Source organism: Leucobacter sp. OLIS6 (assembly GCF_002752355.1).
In the GTDB taxonomy this organism is placed as follows: Bacteria; Actinomycetota; Actinomycetes; order Actinomycetales; family Microbacteriaceae; genus Leucobacter.
This window is the reverse complement of the sequence record NZ_MRAV01000014.1, coordinates 463,214-482,882: the sequence shown is the minus strand read 5'-3', so window position 1 is coordinate 482,882 and position 19,669 is coordinate 463,214. Positions and strand designations below refer to the sequence as shown.

The following is a 19,669-nucleotide window of genomic DNA, read 5'->3' as shown; positions in this document are numbered from 1 at the left end:
TCAGTGCTCGCAGTGGCATTCGCCGCCTGCGCAGCAGCTCCCGCCGCCGTGCTTCGACGGTGATCGCGGCGCGTCGAGCGACGGGTTCCGGTCGAAGAAGCCGAACGGCTTGAGCGTGAAGGCGACCTTGTCGACGGGCATGATCGGCCAGTCCTCGGCGCGGGTGATGTGGTGAATCCCGAAGACGTACCAGAGCACGACGTCGGCGTCGACGAGGTTCTCGTCGTCGGCGATCCAGGCGCTCATGCCGTTGTCGAGGTCATCGTGCGACTGCGTCGGGTAGTCGCCGGCGGGCCACATCTCGAGGTCGTGCTGCCGCGTCACCCAGAGGGTGCTGCCGATCACCGGGTTGCGGCGCAGGATCGGCGACGACTCGTCGAACATCGCCGGGAACGATGCCGACGGCACCAGCTTGTACGCGGTGGGCGCGCCCCAGGCGTTGAGGCGGTTCGGGTTCTGCACCTTCCAGGAGCGCTGCGTCTCCCACCGGTAGTCGCGGCCGGCCTCGGCCTCCGACGTGATCACCGTGCCGCGCGTGTGCAGGTCGAGGCCGAGCGGATTCGCGTCGCCGATGGGCGCGGCCATCGAGTCGGACTCGACGACCGTGTTGTCCTCGCCGTCGATGTCGAGGTCGAGACGCGCGACCAGGAAGTGCTGGTGGAAGGGCGCGTAACTGCGACGGTCGATCACGGTGCCGGTGGGGAACGTCGCGGCCTCGTCCTCCATGGGAGTCGAGACCATGATCCCGGTCGCCCGGATCTCGCACTCGATGTTGCCGTCCGGATAGAAGCGCCAGTAGACGAGGTACTCGTAGTTGGCGACCGTCGCGTGCACCGAGACCACGAAGCGGCGCATGCGGCGCACCTCGGTGCCGGCATCGGGATCGACGTGCTTCCACAGCACGGCGTCGTCCTCCTCGTGCAGACAGATCGCGTTCTTCGTGACCCGGGGACGCCCTGCGGTGTCGGGCAGCACACCGTCGAGGTACGTGATCTCGCCGAGGCAGTCGCATCCGAGCTCCAGCGAGGTGCACATGTAGCCGAGGCCCCACTCGCCGATGTCGAACGCCGTGCGGCGGTAGTGGTCGAAGCTCGAGTCGCGGTACGGCACGATCATCTCGGCGAGCGACATCCGGTATGCGATGTCGCGGTACTCGTCGCCGTCCTTGAACCGCACCTGGTACAGCACGGGGCCCTCGCGGTAGTTGAAACCGATGCGGAACTCCCAGTCCTGCCAGCGCAGCAGGGATCCGTCGAGCGCGAACGAGACGCCCTCGGCCTGCACGATGTCGAGCGGCTTCAGATCGGTGCGTTCGGGCTCGCCGCGCAGCTCGGGGGTGTACTCCGCGTCGACCTCGGGGAACCCCCGGTCGTGCGCCTCGTCGATCTGCAGCACCTCCATGCTGTTCACGTCGACGATCACCTTGAGCCCGCTCACGGGGTGCGCGTAGGGATTGCCGCCGGTCGCTGCACGCCTCCAGATGTCGACCCAGCCGAGCCGTCGGTCCCGCCACTGCGGCGGCATGACCTCGTGACCGTAGGTCCAGAGGTCGAAGAGCACGAGCTCGGGATCGATGCCGCGCCCCTCGAGCGCAGCGCGCACGCCGGGGTGGGCGCGCAGCGCGACGTCGCAGTCGTGGTACTCGTCCACGGTGAAGTTCGGCGTGACGCCCGGGCGGTGCTCCCAGCTCTCGACGATGCCGGCGCCGAGATCGACGATCGCCTCGAAGACCTCGTTGCTCGCCTTGTTCCAGAGCACGGCGAAGGAGCGGCGCGCGATCGGATCGCCCTCGCGCCAGGCGCGGACCTCGGTCTTGGGCGGTTCGCGGAGCACGATGGAGGCGTAGCGCCAGCCCGCATCGATCCCGTGCTCGCGGGCGAGCAGCTCGGAGGTCGCGGCGATCTCTTCGGCGGACAGGGAGTCGAGGGGATGAGGGCGCATCGCAGCTCCGTTCTCGGCGGGCGCTCCGTCGCGCCGTCCTGCGCGTCAGCCTACCCCGGCTCAGCGCGCGCTGGGACCCCGCAGATCGTCCGGGTTCGGCGGGATCTCGGGCAGCGGGATCGTGCCCGTCTTGAGCGCCTCGATGGTCTGCTCCACCTCGCGCTGGCGCCGCAGCCGCAATCGACTGAGCGCGCGCTGCTCGGGCAGGCTCCAGCCGAACCGGACGGCGAGCAGGCGGAGCACCGCGGTCACGGCGACGCAGGCGACCCCCGCGATGACGACGGGGACCCCGAACGCGAGCAGCACGACCAGCACGCCGACGCCGACGAGGCTCGCGACCGCGTAGAGGGATCCCACGTGCATGAGAGCGATGGGGATGTTGAGCATGAGGTCACGGAGCACGCCGCCGCCGACCGCCGACACGGTGCCGATGAAGAGGGCCGGGACCACGGGCATGTCGAGCGACAGCGCCTTGGTCGTGCCGATCGCGCCGAACATGCCGATGCTGAGCGCGTCGAGCACGGTGATGACCGGGTCGACGCGCTCGAAGAGGCGCGGCAGGAGCATGCCGATGAACGCGGCGCCCGTCGCGACGATCAGGTACCAGTTGATCGAGAACGCCGCCGGAGTCACGCCCAGGAGGATGTCGCGGAGGAAGCCGCCGCCGATGCCCGAGGCGATGCCGATGATCGCGACGCCGAGCAGGTCGATCCGCTTGAAGCCCGCGGCGAACAGGGCGCCCTGCAGGCTGCCGACGCCGACCGCGACGAGGTCTGCGGCGAGCGGGGTGTGGAAGGTCTGGTCGAGCACGTCTCTATTCTCGCCGATCGCGCATCCGGATCCGGGATACTTGAGGCATGCCCCTGTACCGCGAAGTCGGCGTCGTGCTGCGCACGCACAAGCTCGGCGAAGCCGATCGGATCGTGACGCTGCTCACGCGCGAACGCGGTCTGCTGCGCGCCGTGGCGAAGGGGGTCCGGCGCACCTCGTCGAAGTTCGGGGCGCGGCTCGAGCCCTTCATGGTCGCCGATCTGCAGTGCTACGAGGGCCGCACCCTCGACACGATCACCCAGGCCGAGACGCTCGGCTCGTACGGGCCGCCGATCAGCAGCGACTACGAGCGGTACCGCGCGGGCAGCGTCATGGTCGAGACGGCCGAGCGCCTGAGCGAGGGCGGGCCCGCGCCGCAGCAGTACGGGCTGCTCGTCGGCGCGCTGCGCACGCTCGCCCAGGGCACGGTACCCACCGAGCTCGTGCGCGACGGCTACCTGCTGCGCGCCATGGCGATCGCCGGCTGGTCGCCGGGCTTCGAGGAGTGCGTGCGCTGCGGAGCGGCGGGACCGCACACTCTCGTCGTCGTGCAGCTGGGCGGCGTGGTGTGCGAGGACTGCCGCGTGCCCGGCGCGCCGCGGCTCGATCCGGGATCCATCCGCCTGCTCGCCGCGCTGCTCGCGGGGGACTGGGACACGGCGACCGCGTCGACCGAGCGCGAGCGCGGGCAGGCGGCCGGAATCGTCGCCGCGTACACGCAATGGCACCTGGAGCGCGGGCTGCGCTCGTTGCGCGGCGCCGCGGCGCATCCCGTCGCCTGAACGCTCGATACACTGAACGCTATGCCGCGAGTGCCCGACGAGATCGTGCCGGTCGATTGGACCGGCGAGCAGCCGCCCCGGTTCGCGGGCCCCGTGCCCGAGCACGTCGCGATCGTCATGGACGGCAACGGGCGCTGGGCCAACCAGCGCGGTCTGCCCCGCGTCGAGGGGCACCGCATGGGCGAGCAAGCGCTGCTCGACGTGGTGGCCGGCGCGATCCAGGCCGGTGTCAAGCACCTGAGCGTCTACGCGTTCTCGACCGAGAACTGGCGGCGTTCGCCCGACGAGGTCCGATTCCTCATGGGGTTCAACCGCGACGTGCTGCGGCGTCGGCGCGAGCAGTTGCACTCCTGGAACGTGCGCATGCGCTGGGCCGGCCGCCGGCCGCGGCTCTGGGGGTCCGTGCTCAGCGAGCTGAAGACCGCCGAGCGGGTCACCGCGCACAACACCGGGTTGACGCTCACGATGTGCGTGAACTACGGCGGACGCAACGAGCTCGTGGACGCGATGCGCCGCATCGGCGAGGACGTCGCCACCGGGCGGCTCTCGCCCCACGGGATCAGCGAGCGCACCATCGGGCGCTACCTCTACGTGCCCGAGCTGCCGGACGTCGACCTGTTCCTGCGCTCGTCGGGGGAGCAGCGCACCAGCAACTTCATGCTCTGGCAGTCCGCGTACGCCGAGATGGTGTTCCTCGACACCCTGTGGCCCGACTTCGACCGGTCCGAGCTCTGGCGGGCGATCGGGATCTACCACGATCGGGATCGCCGCTTCGGCGGGGCGGTGGACGCCCCGAAACGGACCTAGCCGCCCGGCCGGGCGGGTCGTGAGAGAATGGAGCCGATATGACTTCCTCCTCTCTCGCAACCGATCAACGGCTGCGCATCGGCCCGATCGCGCTCGACGTCCCGGTGGTGCTCGCGCCCATGGCCGGGATCACCAACACGGCGTTCCGTCGGCTCTGCCGCGAGTACGGTGCGGGGCTCTACGTGAGCGAGATGATCACGAGCCGGGCGCTCGTCGAACGCACCCCGGCCTCGATGCGCCTCATCAAGCACCACGAGAGCGAGACGCCGCGTTCGATCCAGCTCTACGGGGTGGATCCGAAGACCGTCTCCGAGGCCGTGAAGTTCCTCGTCGCCGAGGACCGCGCCGACCACATCGACCTGAACTTCGGCTGCCCGGTGCCGAAAGTGACCCGCAAGGGCGGCGGATCCGCGCTGCCGTGGAAGCAGGACCTGTTCAAGGCGATCGTCGAGGGCGCCGTCAAGGCCGCCGGCGACATCCCCCTCACGGTGAAGATGCGCAAGGGCATCGACGCCGACCACCTCACGTTCCTCGACGCCGCGCGCACCGCCGAGGACGCGGGCGTCGCGGCGATCGCCCTGCACGGACGCACGGCCAACGAGTTCTACTCGGGGCACGCCGACTGGTCGGCGATCGCCGAGCTGAAGCAGGCGATCACGAGCGTCCCCGTGCTCGGCAACGGCGACATCTGGTCCGCCGAGGACGCGATCCGCATGGTGCGCGAGACCGGCTGCGACGGCGTCGTCGTCGGCCGCGGCTGCCTCGGTCGCCCCTGGCTGTTCGGCGATCTGGCGGCCGCGTTCCGCGCCGAGCAGGGCGAGATCTCGAGCGAGGCGGCGGAGGCTGCGATCGCGAAGCCGCCGCTCGGTTTCGTCATGCAGGCCATGCGCCGGCACACCGAGCTGCTCGTCGAGTTCTTCGACGGCGAAGAGGATCGCGCCTGCCGCGATATCCGCAAGCACGTCGCCTGGTACTTCAAGGGCTACGGCGTCGGCGGCGATACCCGCCGCGCGCTCGCGGCGGTCGAATCGCTGGAGCAGATGGACGAGATCTTCGCGACGATGGACGACTCCATGCCGTACCCCGGCGAGGGCGCCGAGGGGCAGCGCGGCCGGGCGGGCAGTCCCAAGCGCGTCGTGCTGCCGGACCGCTGGCTCGAGAGCCGCACGAGCGACGGCATCGACTTCGCCGAACTGGCCGAGGCCGAGCGGGACGATTCCGGTGGGTGAGCGGGCGAACGGGTACTCCGAGTTCGACGAGGAGCGCTTCGTCCCCGAGCAGCACGGCGGCGGACGCAGCGACTTCGCTCGCGACCGTGCCCGCGTGCTGCACTCGAGCGGCTGGCGCCGGCTCGCCGCGAAGACCCAGGTGCTCAGCCCGACGGCCGGCGTCGACTTCGCCCGCAACCGTCTGACGCACTCGCTCGAGGTCGCCCAGATCGGTCGCGAGCTCGCGGTCTCCCTCGGCGTCTCGCAGGACGTGGTCGACACCGCCTGCCTGGCCCACGATCTCGGACACCCGCCCTTCGGGCACAACGGGGAGCTCGCGCTGAACGAGTGGATGCGCGGTTTCGGCGGTTTCGAGGGCAACGCGCAGACGCTCCGGATCCTCACCCGTCTCGAGCCGAAGCGCTTCGCGCCCGACGGGTCGAGCGTCGGTCTGAACCTCACGCGCGCCACGCTCGATGCCAGCTGCAAGTACCCCTGGGCACTGCAGGAGGCCGCGCCCGGCAGCGCCAAGTTCGGGTACTTCACCGACGACGCGCCGGTCTTCGACTGGCTCAGGCTCGGGGCACCCGAGCGGCGCAAGTGCGTCGAAGCCCAGATCATGGACTTCTCCGACGACGTCGCATACTCGGTCCACGACTTCGAGGACGCGATCGTGTCGGAGCACATCGATCCCCAGTTCCTCACGGCCCGCTCGGGCCACGATGCGCTGATCCGGACCGTCTCGGAGTGGGCCGGCGGCGACTTCTCGGCGGACGAGCTCGGCGCGGCGTTCGACCGGATGGCCGAGAGCGGCAACTGGCTGCGCAGCTGGGACGGGTCCCGCAGGGACCAGGCCCGGTTGAAGAACTTCACCAGCGACATGATCGGCCGGTTCGCGCGCGCCGCGATCCGCGACACGGTCGACGAGGCCGACGGCCGATCGCTCGCCCGCTACGGGGCGCGCATGGTCGTACCGCGCGAGGTGAGCGCCGAGATCGCCGTGCTCAAGGGCGTGGTCGCCGCGTACGTGATGCAGAGCGGGCGGCGCCAGCCGACGTATCGGCGCCAGCGGGCGCTGCTCACCGAACTGCTGCACACGCTGTGGGAGTCGGGCGCGCACGAGCTGGAGCCCGCCTACGCGGCCGACTTCCGGGCCGCCGAGGACGAGTCCGCGGCCCGTCGCGCGATCGTGGATCAGGTGGCATCGCTCACCGACCAGTCGGCGATCGCCTGGTACGAGCGGCTCTGCACGGCGCCGCTCGTCTAGCCCGGCGGACGACGACTAGACTGGGCAGCTATGGCAGGCCGGATCCGCGCGAGCGACATCGAAGAGGTGAAGCGCCGCACGAACCTGGCCGACCTCGTCGGCGACTACGTCGCGCTGAAGAACGGCGGCATCGACTCGATGAAGGGGCTCTGCCCGTTCCACGACGAGCGCAGTCCCAGCTTCCACGTGCGTCCGGCGCTCGGGTACTACCACTGCTTCGGCTGCGGCGAGTCGGGTGACGCGATCACGTTCCTGCAGCGCATGGACCACCTGACGTTCACCGAGTCGGTCGAACGCCTGGCCGCGCGGATCCACTACGCGCTGACCTACGAGGAGGGCGGTGGACGCCGCGAGGAGGGTCCGAACCGGGCGCGCCTGCTCGCCGCCAACCAGGCCGCCGCGGCGTACTTCGTCGAGCAGCTGGCGAGCGAGGAGGGCAAGGCCGGGCGCGACTTCCTCGACGGGCGCGGATTCGACGCCGAGGCCGCGACCCGGTTCGGCGTCGGCTATGCGCCGCGCGGATGGGACGGGCTGACCGACCACCTGAAGGCGCAGGGCTACACCCCGGCGGAGCTCGCGCAGGCCGGGCTCGTCTCCGAGGGGCAGCGCGGCGTCTACGACCGCTTCCGCGGCCGGGTCATCTGGCCGATCCGCGACACGAGCGGCCAGGTGATCGGCTTCGGCGCCCGAAAGCTCTACGAGGACGACAATGGCCCGAAGTACCTCAACACCCCCGAGACCCCGGTGTACCGCAAGTCGCAGGTGCTCTACGGTCTCGACCTGGCCAAGCGCGCGATCTCGCGCGGGCACCGCGCGGTCGTCGTCGAGGGCTACACCGACGTGATGGCGTGCCACCTGGCCGGGATCGAGACCGCGGTCGCCACCTGCGGCACCGCCTTCGGACGCGAGCACATCTCGGTGCTGCGCCGGGTCATGGGCGATGATGCGGCGGCCGAGGTGATCTTCACCTTCGATCCCGACGAGGCCGGGCAGAAGGCCGCGCTGCGCGCCTTCAGCGAGGAGAAGCGCTTCACCGCGCAGACCTACGTCGCGGTCGCGCCCGACGGGCTCGACCCCTGCGACCTGCGGCTGCATCGCGGCGACGAGGCCGTGGTCTCGCTGTTCGACCGGAAGACCCCGCTGTTCGAGTTCGCACTGCGGCAGGCGGTCTCGCGCTTCGACCTCAACAGCGTCGAGGGCCGGGTATCGGCGCTCCGGGCCGCGGCGCCGATCGTGGCGGAGATCAAGGATCCCGCGATGCGGCCGGGCTACGCGCGCGAACTGGCGCGCATGCTCGGCTCCGACCTCGGCGAGGTGCAGCGCGCGGTGCGCACGGCGGAGTCACGACCGCCGTCGCGCGGGAACGATCGCGAGGAGCAGCCGCGCGCGAGCCAGGATCCGAACGATCGCTTCGGTGCTCCGGCCGAGCCCGCGGCGCCCCGCATCTCCTTGGCGAGCCTGCCGAACGCGCCGGGCGTCTGGCTCGAGCGCGACGCGCTCATGGCGATGCTGCAGCAGGGCGAGGCGGTCGGCATCGACCTGCTGTCGCAGGCGGTCACCGCGCAGGTCGACGAACCGCGACTGCGCGGTGTGCGCGATGCGATCGCTGCCGCGCTGCCCGCGCTCGGCACCGACCGCTGGCTCGCCGAGGTGCTCGAGCAGACGCCCGAGGCCCTGCGCGATCTGGCGCGGGAGCTCGCGCTCGCGCCGATGCCGCAGCGCAAGGCGGAGCAGCTGGCCGCGTACGCGAAGGACGTGGTGGTCTCGCTGCTGGATCGCGACCTGCTGAACCTCAAGGGCGAGCTGGTCGCCCGCATGCAGCGCATCGGCGATTCGGCCGACGCCGGATCCCGCAGGATCCAGGAGCAGCTCGTCGCGCTCGAGGCGGCTCGGCGCAGTCTCCGCGTGGAATGACCGGGCGGGCACGAGCGTGCCGTAGGCTGCTGCGAGTACCGACATCCACCGGTGGAAGGAGTCCTGCGTGGCAGGCGTCGACCTCGACGCGGATCCGGCGATCCACGTCTCCGATCTCTCGCTCAGCTATCCCGCTCACGGCGGAGGCCGCTCGTTCCACGCGGTCGAGGGCGTCAGCTTCGACGTGCGGCGCGGCGAGGTGCTCGCGCTGCTCGGCGAGAGCGGATCGGGCAAGTCCACGCTCGCGCGCTTCCTCGCGGGGCGGGCGAAGGACACGGGGGACAAATCGGCGCGGATCCGAGCGACGGGCGGCGACGCCCACGTGCTCGGCACCTCGATGCGGCGGCTCAACCGGCGCGGTGCCGCCCGGCTGACGGCCTACGTCGGCCACCTCGCGCAGGATGCGGGCGCCACCCTGCCGCCCGAGCTGAACGTCGGAGACATCCTCTTCGGGCCGATCGTCGAGCGCACCAAGGACTTCGACCGCGACGAGCTCGGCGCCGTGGTCGCCGAGATGATGGACATCGTCGGGTTGCCGCTGAGCAAGCTGCAGGAGTACCCGTACGAGCTCTCGAAGGGGCAGCGGCAGCGCGTGGCCGTGATGCGGTCGCTCATGCTGAACCCGCCCGTGCTCGTCGCCGACGAGCCGACGCTCGGCGTCGACGCGAACAGCCGACCGCGGATCGTGGACCTGCTCCGCTGGTATCGCGAGCGCAGCAGCGCGACCCTCGTGCTGATCAGTCACGACATCGGCATGCTCGAGGCGCTCGTGCAGGATGTGCTCGTCATGCAGCAGGGCCGAGTGGTCGGCCACGACGACATCAATGCGATCTTCCGCCAGGCCGATCACGTCTACGTGCAGCAGCTCGCGCAGGCGCTCCGTGCGACCGCCTACGACGAGATCGCCGACGAGTAGGGCGGGCGCGCCCGGGCGGCGCGCGGAGGCGGCCAGGATTTGCACTGCGAGCGAGACGCTGGGTAAGCTAGAGGGGTTGCTTCGGCAATGATCCCCTGTAGCTCAGTTGGCAGAGCGCTTGACTGTTAATCAGGATGTCGCTGGTTCGAGCCCAGCCGGGGGAGCAAGAGAAACCCCCACCCGCACCGGGTGGGGGTTTCGTCGTATCTGCGATCGGCCAATGTCCTCGCCGGGTTCTTCGCGCGATACCCGCCGCGCGCCCGTAGGATCGAGTCGCGCCGTCGCCGCCGACCCGCGCAGAGAGGGATCACCCGTGAGCAGTGTCGAACGCACCGGAACCGTCATCGCCCTGGATCCCGAGCGCGCGCCGCGGATCCACGATTCCGCCTGGATCGCGCCGGGCGCGGTCGTCGTCGGAGCCGTCACCCTCGGGCCCGGCAGCAGCGTCTGGTACAACGCCGTGCTCCGCGGCGACTCCAACTCGATCTCGGTCGGACGCGACAGCAACTTCCAGGACGGCGTGGCCGTGCACACCGAGGCCGCGCACGGCGCGGTGATCGGGGATCGCGTCTCGGTGGGGCACAACGCGGTCGTGCACGCCGCGACGGTGGAGGACGGCTGTCTCATCGGCATGAACGCGACGGTGCTGAGCGGAGCGGTCGTGGGGGAGGGATCCCTGGTCGCGGCCGGCGCGCTCGTGCCGCAGGGCCGGATCATCCCGCCGAACTCGCTCGTCGCCGGGGTCCCGGCTCGGGTCGTGCGGGAGCTCACCGACTCCGAGCGCGAGAGCGTGCGACGCAACGCGGAGATCTACATCGGTCACACCGCTGCGCATCGGGAGGCGGTCGCCGCGCTGCTCGCCGCGCCCGGGAATCCGGCTGCGCGAGCCGAATGACACGCCACGGTTTCCGATCGGTGGCTGAAGTGCACTAGTATCGGTCGAGTGCTTCGGCACGCCTCGGTCGCGGTGAACGCCCCGACCACGGGGATGTAGCTCAATGGTAGAGCCTCAGTCTTCCAAACTGATTACGCGGGTTCGATTCCCGTCATCCCCTCTGTTCCGCCCGGTCGATCCGGGTCGCACGAGAGCCCCGCGAAAGCGGGGCTCTCGTCGTTTCGGGCGATCCCGCACGTGTTTTCGGCTAGACTTGCCTGCGGTTGTCCGCACAGCCGTACTCGCGCACGCTCTCGCGTGCGCGAGAACTGGGCCGCGGTCACCCGGAACCCGCGGGTTTCGGGGCGTAGCTCAGCTTGGCTAGAGCGCCCGCTTTGGGAGCGGGAGGTCGCAGGTTCGAATCCTGTCGCCCCGACTCGGACCTGCACAGAGTCCGACCACGCCGCTAGCTGCGTACGAATCCGATCACTGAGAGGCCAAATTGCCGAAGACGAACGCTGAGAAGCTCACGCCGACCCGAGTCAAGCTGACGGTCGCGCTCACCATGGACGAGCTCGAGCCGCACCTCAAGGGCGCCTACAAGACCATCTCGGAGCAGGTGTCGATCCCCGGCTTCCGCAAGGGCAAGGTCCCCGCGCCGATCATCGACCAGCGCGTCGGCCGCGAGGCCGTCGTCGAGCAGGCCGTCAACTCGTCGCTCGACGAGTTCTACCAGGCCGCCGTCGCCGAGTCCGACGTGCGCCCCATGGGCCGCCCGACCGCCGATGTCGAGCAGTGGATCGACCTGAAGGACCCGAAGAGCGAGGTCGTGCTCGCGTTCGAGGTCGAGGTCCGGCCCGAGTTCACCGTCCCCAAGTACGACGGCCTCAAGCTGACCGTCGACAACGCCGAGGTCGGCGACGACGCGGTCGACGCCGAGCTGGACAAGCTCCGCGAGCGCTTCGGCACCCTCGAGACCGTCGAGCGCGCCGCCGCGAAGGGCGACTTCGTCGAGATCGACCTGACCGCCACCATCGACGGCACCGAGGTCGACCAGGCCCAGGGCGTCTCCTACGAGGTCGGCGCGGGCAACATGCTCGTCGGGCTCGACGAGGCGATCGACACCCTCACCGCCGGTGAGTCCACCACCTTCACCTCGCAGCTGCTCGGCGGCGAGTACGAGGGCCAGGACGCAGAGGTCGCCGTGACCGTCACCGCCGTCAAGGAGCGCAAGCTCGCCGAGGCGGACGACGATTTCGCGCAGCTCGCCAGCGAGTTCGACACCGTCGCGGAGCTCCGCGAGAGCCTCGCCGAGCAGGTCGCCCAGGCCGCCGTGTTCGCGCAGGGCCGCCAGGCGCGCGATCTCTTCACCGAGACCCTCATCGAGCAGGCCGGGATCCCGATCTCGGAGGAGCTCGTCGAGGACGAGGTGCACCGCCACCTCGAGGGCGAAGGACGTCTCGAGGACGACGAGCACCGCGCAGAGGTCCGCGAGTCCTCGGAGAAGCAGCTCCAGCTGCAGCTCCTGCTCGACGCGATCGTCGAGGCGGAAGAGGTCACCCCGACCGAGGCCGAGCTCTCGCAGTACATCTTCCAGTCGGCTCAGCAGTACGGCATGGAGCCCGGTCAGTTCATCCAGGCGCTCAGCCAGGGCGGTCAGATGGGCATCATCGTCGCCGAGGTCACCCGCAACAAGGCGCTCGCGATCGCCCTCGCCAAGGCCGAGGTCGTCGACCAGGACGGCAACGCCGTGGATCTGACCGAGTTCACCGCGGTCGACAACGGCGAGGACTCGGCTGACGAGGCCGAGGCCCCCGCCGAGGAGAAGAAGCCGGCCGCCAAGAAGGCTCCGGCGAAGAAGGCTCCGGCCAAGAAGGCCGCCGAGGCCGCGGGCGATGACGACGAGGAGGCCAAGAAGGCCGCTCGTTCGGCAGCCGCCAAGAAGGCCGCTGCGACCCGCGCCGCGAAGAAGGCCGCTGCGGAGGCCGCCGCCGAGTAAGGCGACGCACCGCACGCTACGAGGATCCCCGGTCTGCGGACCGGGGATCCTCTGCGTTTCCACCTGTGTGCCCAGGGCGAACATGGGCGTCGACGGGCCCGCGAGTCGGTAGCCTCGAATCACACGAGATCGAATGGAGCCACGCATGGCAGAACAGACGACGCCGAACAGCGTGTTCGAGCGCCTGCTCAAGGATCGGATCATCTGGCTGGGGTCCGAGGTCCGCGACGACAACGCGAACGAGATCTGCGCGAAGATCCTGCTGCTCGCCGCCGAGGATCCCGAGGCCGACATCTACCTCTACATCAACTCGCCCGGCGGTTCGATCACCGCCGGCATGGCGATCTACGACACGATGAGCTTCGTGCCGAACGACATCGTCACCGTCGGCATCGGCATGGCGGCGTCGATGGGCCAGTTCCTGCTGACCGCCGGCACCAAGGGCAAGCGCTACATTACGCCGAACGCCCGCGTGCTCCTGCACCAGCCGCACGGCGGCTTCGGAGGCACGGCGAGCGACATCCAGACCCAGGCGCAGCTCATCACCTCGATGAAGAACCGCCTGGCCGAGATCACCGCCTCCCAGACCGGCAAGACGGTCGAGCAGATCAACGCCGACGGCGACCGCGACCGCTGGTTCACCGCCGACGAGGCGCTCGAGTACGGCTTCGTCGACTTCATCCGCGATTCGGCCTCCGACGTGGTCGGCGGCGGCGGAACCAGCAAGTAGCCAGCGGAACCAGGAGAGAACTTCAATGAACACCCCGCAGATGCCTTCTCTGCCGCAGGCCGGCGGCTCCGGTCTGCTCATGCCCGAGTCCCGCTACGTGCTGCCCTCCTTCGAGGAGCGCACGGCCTACGGCTACAAGCGGCAGGACCCCTACGCCAAGCTGTTCGAGGATCGCATCATCTTCCTCGGCGTGCAGGTGGACGACGCGTCGGCCGATGACGTCATGGCCCAGCTGCTCGTCCTCGAGAGCCAGGACACCGAGCGCGACATCACCATGTACATCAACTCTCCCGGTGGCTCGTTCACCGCGATGACGGCGATCTACGACACGATGCAGTACATCCGCCCGCACGTGCAGACGGTCTGCCTCGGTCAGGCGGCCTCGGCTGCCGCGGTCCTGCTCGCGGGCGGCACGCCCGGCAAGCGGCTCGCGCTGCCGAACGCACGAGTGCTGATCCACCAGCCCTCCTCGGGCCAGGGCGGCCACGGCCAGGCCTCGGACATCGAGATCCAGGCGCGCGAGATCATGCGCATGCGTGAGTGGCTGGAGGAGACGCTCTCGAAGCACTCCAACCGCACGCCCGAGCAGGTGCACCAGGACATCGATCGCGACAAGATCCTGAGCGCCGACGAGGCACTCGAGTACGGTCTGGTCGACCAGGTGCTCACCAGCCGGAAGAACCCGCAGGCAGTGCTCGGTTCCTGACCGTCCCGCGGCCCGACGCCACCGGCGTCGGGCCGCGGCGTGCCTCCGGCGGCAATGTCGGTAGTGCGGGTTAGGCTCGAGAACATCGAACCACACCGATCCGAAAGGGGACGTCGCATGGCGAAGATCGGCGAGAGCAGCGACCTGCTGAAGTGCTCTTTCTGCGGGAAATCGCAGAAGCAGGTCCAGCAGCTGATCGCGGGTCCGCAGATCTATATCTGCGACGAGTGCGTCGGTCTCTGCAACGAGATCATCGAGGAGCGCATGGCCGAGTCGGCCGCGCCCGAGTCGCCCGAGTTCACGCTGCACAAGCCGCGCGAGATCTCCGACTTCCTCGACCAGTACGTGATCGGTCAGGATCGTGCCAAGCAGTCGCTCGCGGTTGCGGTCTACAACCACTACAAGCGGGTGCGCGCGGCGCAGAAGCTCACGAGCGCCGAAGCCGCCGCCGAACAGGTCGAGATCGCCAAGTCCAACATCCTCATGGTCGGTCCCACCGGTTGCGGTAAGACCTATCTCGCGCAGTCCCTCGCGCGCCAGCTCGGCGTACCGTTCGCGGTGGCCGACGCCACCGCGCTGACCGAGGCGGGGTACGTCGGCGAAGACGTCGAGAACATCCTCCTCAAGCTGCTCCAGGCGGCGGATTTCGACGTGCAGCGCGCCGAGACGGGCATCATCTACATCGACGAGATCGACAAGATCGCCCGCAAGGCCGAGAACCCCTCGATCACGCGCGATGTGTCGGGCGAGGGCGTGCAGCAGGCGCTCCTCAAGATCCTGGAGGGCACGGTGGCGTCGGTGCCGCCGCAGGGCGGCCGCAAGCACCCGAACCAGGAATTCATCCAGATCGACACGACCAACGTGCTCTTCATCGTGGCGGGCGCCTTCGCCGGCCTCGAAGAGATCGTGGCGTCGCGCGTCGGCAAGGGCGGCATCGGCTTCGGCGCACCGCTGTCGAGCAAGCGTGACGACTCCGAGCTGTTCGCCGAGCTCCTGCCCGAAGACCTGCACAAGTTCGGTCTCATCCCCGAGTTCATCGGTCGTCTGCCGGTCGTCGCGACCGTCGATCCGCTCGACGTCTCCGCGCTCACGCGCATCCTGACGGAACCGAAGAATGCCCTGGTCAAGCAGTATCAGCGCATGTTCGAGCTCGACGGGGTCGGACTCGAGTTCGAGGACGCCGCGCTCGAGGCGATCTCCGAGCTCGCGGTCGAGCGCAAGACGGGCGCGCGCGGCCTGCGCGCGATCCTCGAGGGCGTCCTCGGGCCGGTCATGTTCGATGCACCTTCCGACGAATCGATCGCGAAGGTCGTCGTCACCCGGGAATCCGTCACGGGCGAAGCTGCACCTCGAGTGCTGCGCGCGGCGACGGGCGGGGAGCGCACGGCCTGAGGCCCTGCCTCCCGCGGCCGGGGTCCTATTCGGACGGCGGCGGAGTCGAGAGATCGTAGCTGAGCAGCACGGCGCCGCCCTCGCTCGGCAGGGTCAGCGCCTGAACGGTCAACCGTGTATTCGACAGGGTCGCTGAGCGGCCGCCCTCCGGCGTTTCGGCCGCATCCTGTTCAGCGAAGCCATTCGTCGAGATCACCTCGGCCCACAGCGCATCCGCCGCGGCGCGGTCCTTCGTCGATAGGACGACGAACCAGACACCGGGACCGCGCTCACCCGCATCGTCGATCGTCGCGCCCTTCGGCACGGCGAACGCTTCCGTCGGGAACCCCTTCGGCAGGGTCTTCTGCTTGGTGATGTCGGGCTCGTGCTTCGGCTTCGACCAGCTCGACCCCGAAGAGTCGCCGCCGCCCTTCGTGCTGCTGTTGCCGGGCTTGTCCTGCGAGGCCCCGCCCGCGCCGGGCTCGGGTGCGCACGCGGTGAACGCGAGCGGAACCGATAGGCACAGCACTGCCATGGCCGCAGCGGCCACGCGGCGGGCGCCGACCGGACGGCGCGTTGCGGGGGGAGTCGAAGGCCTCATGCGATGCTCAGCTCAACCAATCGTCGTCGTCTTCGTCGTGCGCGTCCTCGACGGCACCGAGCGACTCGGTGCCGTCGAGGGTGACGAGCAGCAGGTCGTCGAGGGCGCACCGAGGGCGCCCCTCGAGCCAGGTCAGCGTCCACGCGGACGCCTCGGGATGCTGCTGCTCGGCCGCGGCGATCAGGGGCAGCAGCGCGCTCGGGACGCTGGCGTGCGGGGGCTGCCCCACCTGCCAACGCGTCCCGAGCTGCATGCTGCCGACCTTCCCGTGCGGTCCCGGCTCAGGCCTCGGCCGGAGCCTCGAGGCGGATCTCGGCGACGGTCGGAGCGTCGACCTCGGCCGCTTCGATGCGGAGCTCGGCGATGCGCCCGACCTTGCTCAGGTCGTCGGCGGCGAGCTGCAAGCGGTCGCGGTCGGCCGCGGGCGTCTGGACGACCGCGAGCTCGACCGGCGTCTTCTGCGATGCCTTCGCGGCCGTCTTGGCGCCGCGGATACCGACGAGCGCCGAGCCGACAAGTCCGAGCAGGCCGGGGTCGGCGTCGGGGCCCGCGGGCTCCGACGCTTCGGCGGCCTGCGGCCACGCGGCGACGTGCACCGAACCCTCGTTGAACCACGACCACGTCTCTTCGGTCGCGTAGGGCAGGAACGGCGCCAGCAGGCGGATGAACGCCGAGAGGGCGAAGCGCAGCGCGGTGACCGCGGAAGCCTGCGGCTGGCCGCTGCCGGCGTGCGCGCGCTCCTTGACGAGTTCGAGGTAGTCGTCGCAGAAGGTCCAGAAGAACGACTCGGTGATCTCGAGCGCGCGAGCGTGGTCGTACGCCTCGAACGCGCGGGTCGCGTCCTCGATCACGGTCGCGAGCGACGCGAGCATCGAGCGGTCGAGCGCTTCGGTCACGGTGCCGGCACCGGTGGCGTCGAACGAGAGCGTGAACTTCGCCGCGTTGAGCAGCTTGATCGCGAGGCGGCGGCCGATCTTGATCTGGGTCGGATTCTGCGGATCGAAGGCCGCGTCGGTGCCGAGCTTCGCGGACGACGCCCAGTACCGGACCGCGTCGGCGCCGTGCTGCTCGAGCATGCCGAGCGGGGTGACGACGTTGCCCTTCGACTTCGACATCTTCTTGCGGTCGGGATCCAGGATCCAGCCCGAGATGCCGGCGTGCTGCCAGGGGAGCTGCCCCGACTCGAGCTCGGAACGCAGCAGCGTCGAGAAGAGCCAGGTGCGGATGATGTCCTGGCCCTGGGGGCGGAGGCTGAACGGGAAGACGAGGTCGAAGAGCTCGGGATCGCGCTCCCAGCCGCCCGCGAGCTGCGGGGTGAGCGACGAGGTCGCCCAGGTGTCCATGACGTCGACCTCGCCGACGAAGCCGCCGGCCTGGCCGCGCTGCGTGGCGTCGTAGCCCGCGGGCACGTCGCTCGACGGGTCGACGGGGAGCTGCTCCTTCGTGGCGACGATCGGCTGGTCGAACACCGGGTTGCCCTCGGCATCGAGCGGGTACCAGACCGGGATCGGCACGCCGAAGAAGCGCTGGCGCGAGATCAGCCAGTCGCCCGACAGGCCTTCGACCCAGTTCTCATAGCGCACCCGCATGAAGTCGGGGTGCCACTCGAGCTCGCGACCGTGGGCGAGCAGGCGCTCGCGCAGGCCCTCGTCGCGCGCGCCGTTCGTGATGTACCACTGGCGGGTCGAGACGATCTCGAGCGGCTTGTCGCCCTTCTCGAAGAACTTGACGGGGTGGGAGATCTTGCGGATCTCGCCCTGCAGCTCGCCGGAGGCCTGCAGCAGCTCGACCATGGTCTGCTTTGCGCTGAACACGGTCTTGCCCGCGATCTGGGCGTAGGCGTCGAGTCCGGCCTCGCTGGTGATGGCCTCGGGGGCCTCCGCGAGCACGCGGCCGTCGAAGCCGAGGATCGCGCGGTTCGGCAGATTGAGCTCGCGCCACCAGACGACGTCGGTCACGTCGCCGAAGGTGCAGATCATGGCGATGCCGGTGCCCTTGTCCTGCTGTGCCAGGTGGTGCGCGACGATCGGCACCTCGACGCCGAAGATCGGGGTGCGCACCGTGGTGCCGAAGAGCGGCTGGTAGCGCTCGTCGTCGGGGTGCGCGACGAGCGCGACGCAGGCGGCGAGCAGTTCGGGGCGCGTGGTGTCGATGAGGATGTCGCCCTCGCCGTCCGTGCGGTGGAACGCGAGCGTGTGGTAGGCGCTGGGCTGCTCGCGGTCCTCGAGCTCGGCCTGCGCGACCGCGGTGCGGAAGGTGACGTCCCAGAGGGTGGGGGCCTGGGCCTGGTAGGCCTCGCCGCGCTCGATGTTGCCGAGGAAGGCGAGCTGCGATGCGCGGATCGAGTCGGTGCCGATGGTGCGGTAGCTCTGCGTCCAGTCGACCGAGAGGCCGAGCGTACGCCACAGGTCCTCGAACTGCTTCTCGTCCTCGACCGTGAGGCGCTCGCACAGCTCGATGAAGTTGCGGCGCGAGATCGGCTGCTGGTCGGCTGCCTTCACGCTCTTGCCGTCGCCGCCCTCGTGCGGCGGCACGAAGTCCTCGACGTAGGGGAGGGACGGATCGCAGCGCACGCCGTAGTAGTTCTGCACGCGACGCTCGGTGGGCAGGCCGTTGTCGTCCCAGCCCATCGGGTAGAAGACGCGCTTGCCGCGCATGCGCTGGAAGCGCGCGACGGTGTCGGTGTGCGTGTACGAGAAGACGTGCCCGACGTGCAGCGAACCCGATGCCGTGGGCGGCGGGGTGTCGATGCTGTAGACCTCGCTGCGCTCGGCCCCCTCGCGCGGGAAGCGGTAGGTGCCCTCGGCCTCCCAGCTCGCGCCCCACTTGGTTTCGAGGCCTTCGAGTGCCGGCTTGTCGGGGATCGCGCTCATGCGGTGGCTCCGTGTCTCGACGCGAGGTCGGGGTCGATGTGGGCGGCACCGTGTCTGCGCGCGATCGACGCGACCGCGCTGGTGCCTGATGGTGTGTGCCTTCAGTCTATCGAAAGGCGCGTCCCGTCCGCCGGATATCGGGCTTCCGCCGGATGAGAGCGGTGCAGGGATCCGGCGGAAGCCCGAAATCCGGCGCAAGGCGGGCCCCGCTCACCCCAGGTGCCGGGTCAGGACGCGTCTGCGCTGGCCTTCCGGCGCATCGCGGCAACGAGCGCGAGGTGTCCGTCCAGGCCTCCGCGGCTCGGTCCCGCCGCGATCCAGGACTGCACCGCGGAGAGCATGAGCGCGAGCGCGGTGTTGACGGTCAGGGCGACGCCGAGGTCCTGCGGGTGGGCGTCCGTGCGTTCGGCGACGAAGACGCGCAGTGCCTCCGCGGCTCGGGTGACGCGGCGCGTCGCCGCGGCGAGGACTTCGTCGGGCGAACCGATCGCCTCGAAATGGTTGAGGATCCAGGGCACACGGTCGGGGCCGAAGTTCCGTGCCATCTCGGTGAACGCGGCGTCGATGGCGTCGGCGGGCTCGGAATCGGAGGCGCCGAGCAGCCCGGGAAGCCGATCGAGCTGCGCGTCGACGTCGCCCCAGAACACGTCGGCCTTGCTCGCGAAGTAGTTGAAGAAGGTGCCTCGGCTCACCCCGGCGCGGCGCGCGATCTGATCGACGCTCGTGCGGGCGTACTCCTGCTCCAGGAAGAGTTCGGACGCCGCCTCTTCGAGGACGGCGCGGCTGGAGGCTCGCGGCCGGCCGCGAGCGGGGGTGCTGAGGGAGGCGTTCACCCCTCCAGTATCCCGTGCGGAACCCGTTCGGCAGCGC

General features: G+C 69.9%; 17 protein-coding genes and 3 tRNA genes. 14 read left to right on the top strand and 6 right to left on the bottom strand.

Going from position 1 to position 19,669, the window contains the following annotated elements; all coding sequences use genetic code 11:
• Both BMH31_RS12405 and BMH31_RS12400 read right to left on the bottom strand, forming a co-directional pair.
• A complete protein-coding gene (locus BMH31_RS12405) occupies positions 1 to 1,941 on the bottom strand; it encodes a primary-amine oxidase (protein ID WP_099724966.1) in 1,941 nt (646 codons plus the stop codon).
• 60 nt (positions 1,942 to 2,001) lie between these two features.
• A complete protein-coding gene (locus BMH31_RS12400; RefSeq protein WP_099724967.1) occupies positions 2,002 to 2,751 on the bottom strand; it encodes a TRIC cation channel family protein in 750 nt (249 codons plus the stop codon).
• A 47-nt stretch (positions 2,752 to 2,798) separates the two neighbouring features.
• Between BMH31_RS12400 and recO the strand changes: the two genes are divergently transcribed.
• From recO to clpX, 14 genes are all read left to right on the top strand, one after another.
• Positions 2,799 to 3,533 carry a DNA repair protein RecO gene (recO, locus tag BMH31_RS12395; protein WP_099724968.1) on the top strand — a complete coding sequence of 245 codons (735 nt, stop codon included), beginning with the start codon at positions 2,799 to 2,801 and terminating at the stop codon, positions 3,531 to 3,533.
• A 21-nt stretch (positions 3,534 to 3,554) separates the two neighbouring features.
• A complete protein-coding gene (locus BMH31_RS12390; protein WP_099724969.1) occupies positions 3,555 to 4,340 on the top strand; it encodes an isoprenyl transferase in 786 nt (261 codons plus the stop codon).
• A gap of 38 nt (positions 4,341 to 4,378) precedes the next feature.
• Positions 4,379 to 5,569 carry a tRNA dihydrouridine synthase DusB gene (dusB, locus tag BMH31_RS12385; protein WP_099724970.1) on the top strand — a complete coding sequence of 397 codons (1,191 nt, stop codon included), beginning with the start codon at positions 4,379 to 4,381 and terminating at the stop codon, positions 5,567 to 5,569.
• Positions 5,562 to 6,815, top strand: a complete 1,254-nt coding sequence (locus BMH31_RS12380; protein WP_241898275.1) for a deoxyguanosinetriphosphate triphosphohydrolase — start codon at positions 5,562 to 5,564, stop codon at positions 6,813 to 6,815. The genes dusB and BMH31_RS12380 overlap by 8 nt, the downstream gene beginning before the upstream one ends.
• 30 nt (positions 6,816 to 6,845) lie before the next feature.
• On the top strand, positions 6,846 to 8,729 hold the full coding sequence (gene dnaG, locus BMH31_RS12375; protein WP_099724972.1) for a DNA primase: 1,884 nt from the start codon (positions 6,846 to 6,848) through the stop codon (positions 8,727 to 8,729).
• A 67-nt stretch (positions 8,730 to 8,796) separates the two neighbouring features.
• Entirely contained in the window at positions 8,797 to 9,645 is an 849-nt protein-coding gene (locus BMH31_RS12370; protein WP_099724973.1) for an ATP-binding cassette domain-containing protein, read from the top strand.
• A gap of 91 nt (positions 9,646 to 9,736) precedes the next feature.
• Positions 9,737 to 9,809, top strand: a tRNA-Asn gene (locus tag BMH31_RS12365).
• Positions 9,810 to 9,958: 149 nt separating this feature from the next.
• Complete coding sequence (locus tag BMH31_RS12360; protein WP_099750233.1) at positions 9,959 to 10,540, top strand: gamma carbonic anhydrase family protein; 582 nt, start codon at positions 9,959 to 9,961, stop codon at positions 10,538 to 10,540.
• An 89-nt stretch (positions 10,541 to 10,629) separates the two neighbouring features.
• A tRNA-Gly gene (locus BMH31_RS12355) sits at positions 10,630 to 10,700 on the top strand.
• Between the two features lie 180 nt (positions 10,701 to 10,880).
• Positions 10,881 to 10,955: transfer RNA gene (locus tag BMH31_RS12350), tRNA-Pro, on the top strand.
• Between the two features lie 66 nt (positions 10,956 to 11,021).
• Positions 11,022 to 12,518: a trigger factor gene (tig, locus tag BMH31_RS12345; RefSeq protein WP_099724975.1), complete on the top strand. Its 1,497-nt coding sequence runs from the start codon at positions 11,022 to 11,024 to the stop codon at positions 12,516 to 12,518.
• 145 nt (positions 12,519 to 12,663) lie between these two features.
• Positions 12,664 to 13,248, top strand: a complete 585-nt coding sequence (locus tag BMH31_RS12340) for an ATP-dependent Clp protease proteolytic subunit (protein ID WP_046456718.1) — start codon at positions 12,664 to 12,666, stop codon at positions 13,246 to 13,248.
• A 25-nt stretch (positions 13,249 to 13,273) separates the two neighbouring features.
• Positions 13,274 to 13,954 carry an ATP-dependent Clp protease proteolytic subunit gene (locus tag BMH31_RS12335; RefSeq protein ID WP_046456717.1) on the top strand — a complete coding sequence of 227 codons (681 nt, stop codon included), beginning with the start codon at positions 13,274 to 13,276 and terminating at the stop codon, positions 13,952 to 13,954.
• A 117-nt stretch (positions 13,955 to 14,071) separates the two neighbouring features.
• A complete protein-coding gene (clpX, locus tag BMH31_RS12330; RefSeq protein ID WP_099724976.1) occupies positions 14,072 to 15,346 on the top strand; it encodes an ATP-dependent Clp protease ATP-binding subunit ClpX in 1,275 nt (424 codons plus the stop codon).
• A 25-nt stretch (positions 15,347 to 15,371) separates the two neighbouring features.
• Here the strand turns inward: clpX and BMH31_RS12325 are convergent, their stop codons facing one another.
• The 4 genes from BMH31_RS12325 to BMH31_RS12310 form a co-directional block, all read right to left on the bottom strand.
• Positions 15,372 to 15,860, bottom strand: coding sequence for a hypothetical protein (locus BMH31_RS12325; RefSeq protein WP_099724977.1), 489 nt, complete (start codon positions 15,858 to 15,860; stop codon positions 15,372 to 15,374).
• A 73-nt stretch (positions 15,861 to 15,933) separates the two neighbouring features.
• A complete protein-coding gene (locus BMH31_RS12320) occupies positions 15,934 to 16,179 on the bottom strand; it encodes a Fe-S oxidoreductase (protein ID WP_099724978.1) in 246 nt (81 codons plus the stop codon).
• A 28-nt stretch (positions 16,180 to 16,207) separates the two neighbouring features.
• A complete protein-coding gene (gene valS, locus BMH31_RS12315) occupies positions 16,208 to 18,799 on the bottom strand; it encodes a valine--tRNA ligase (RefSeq protein ID WP_099724979.1) in 2,592 nt (863 codons plus the stop codon).
• A 227-nt stretch (positions 18,800 to 19,026) separates the two neighbouring features.
• A complete protein-coding gene (locus BMH31_RS12310) occupies positions 19,027 to 19,632 on the bottom strand; it encodes a TetR family transcriptional regulator (protein WP_099724980.1) in 606 nt (201 codons plus the stop codon).
• Positions 19,633 to 19,669: the final 37 nt, after the last annotated feature.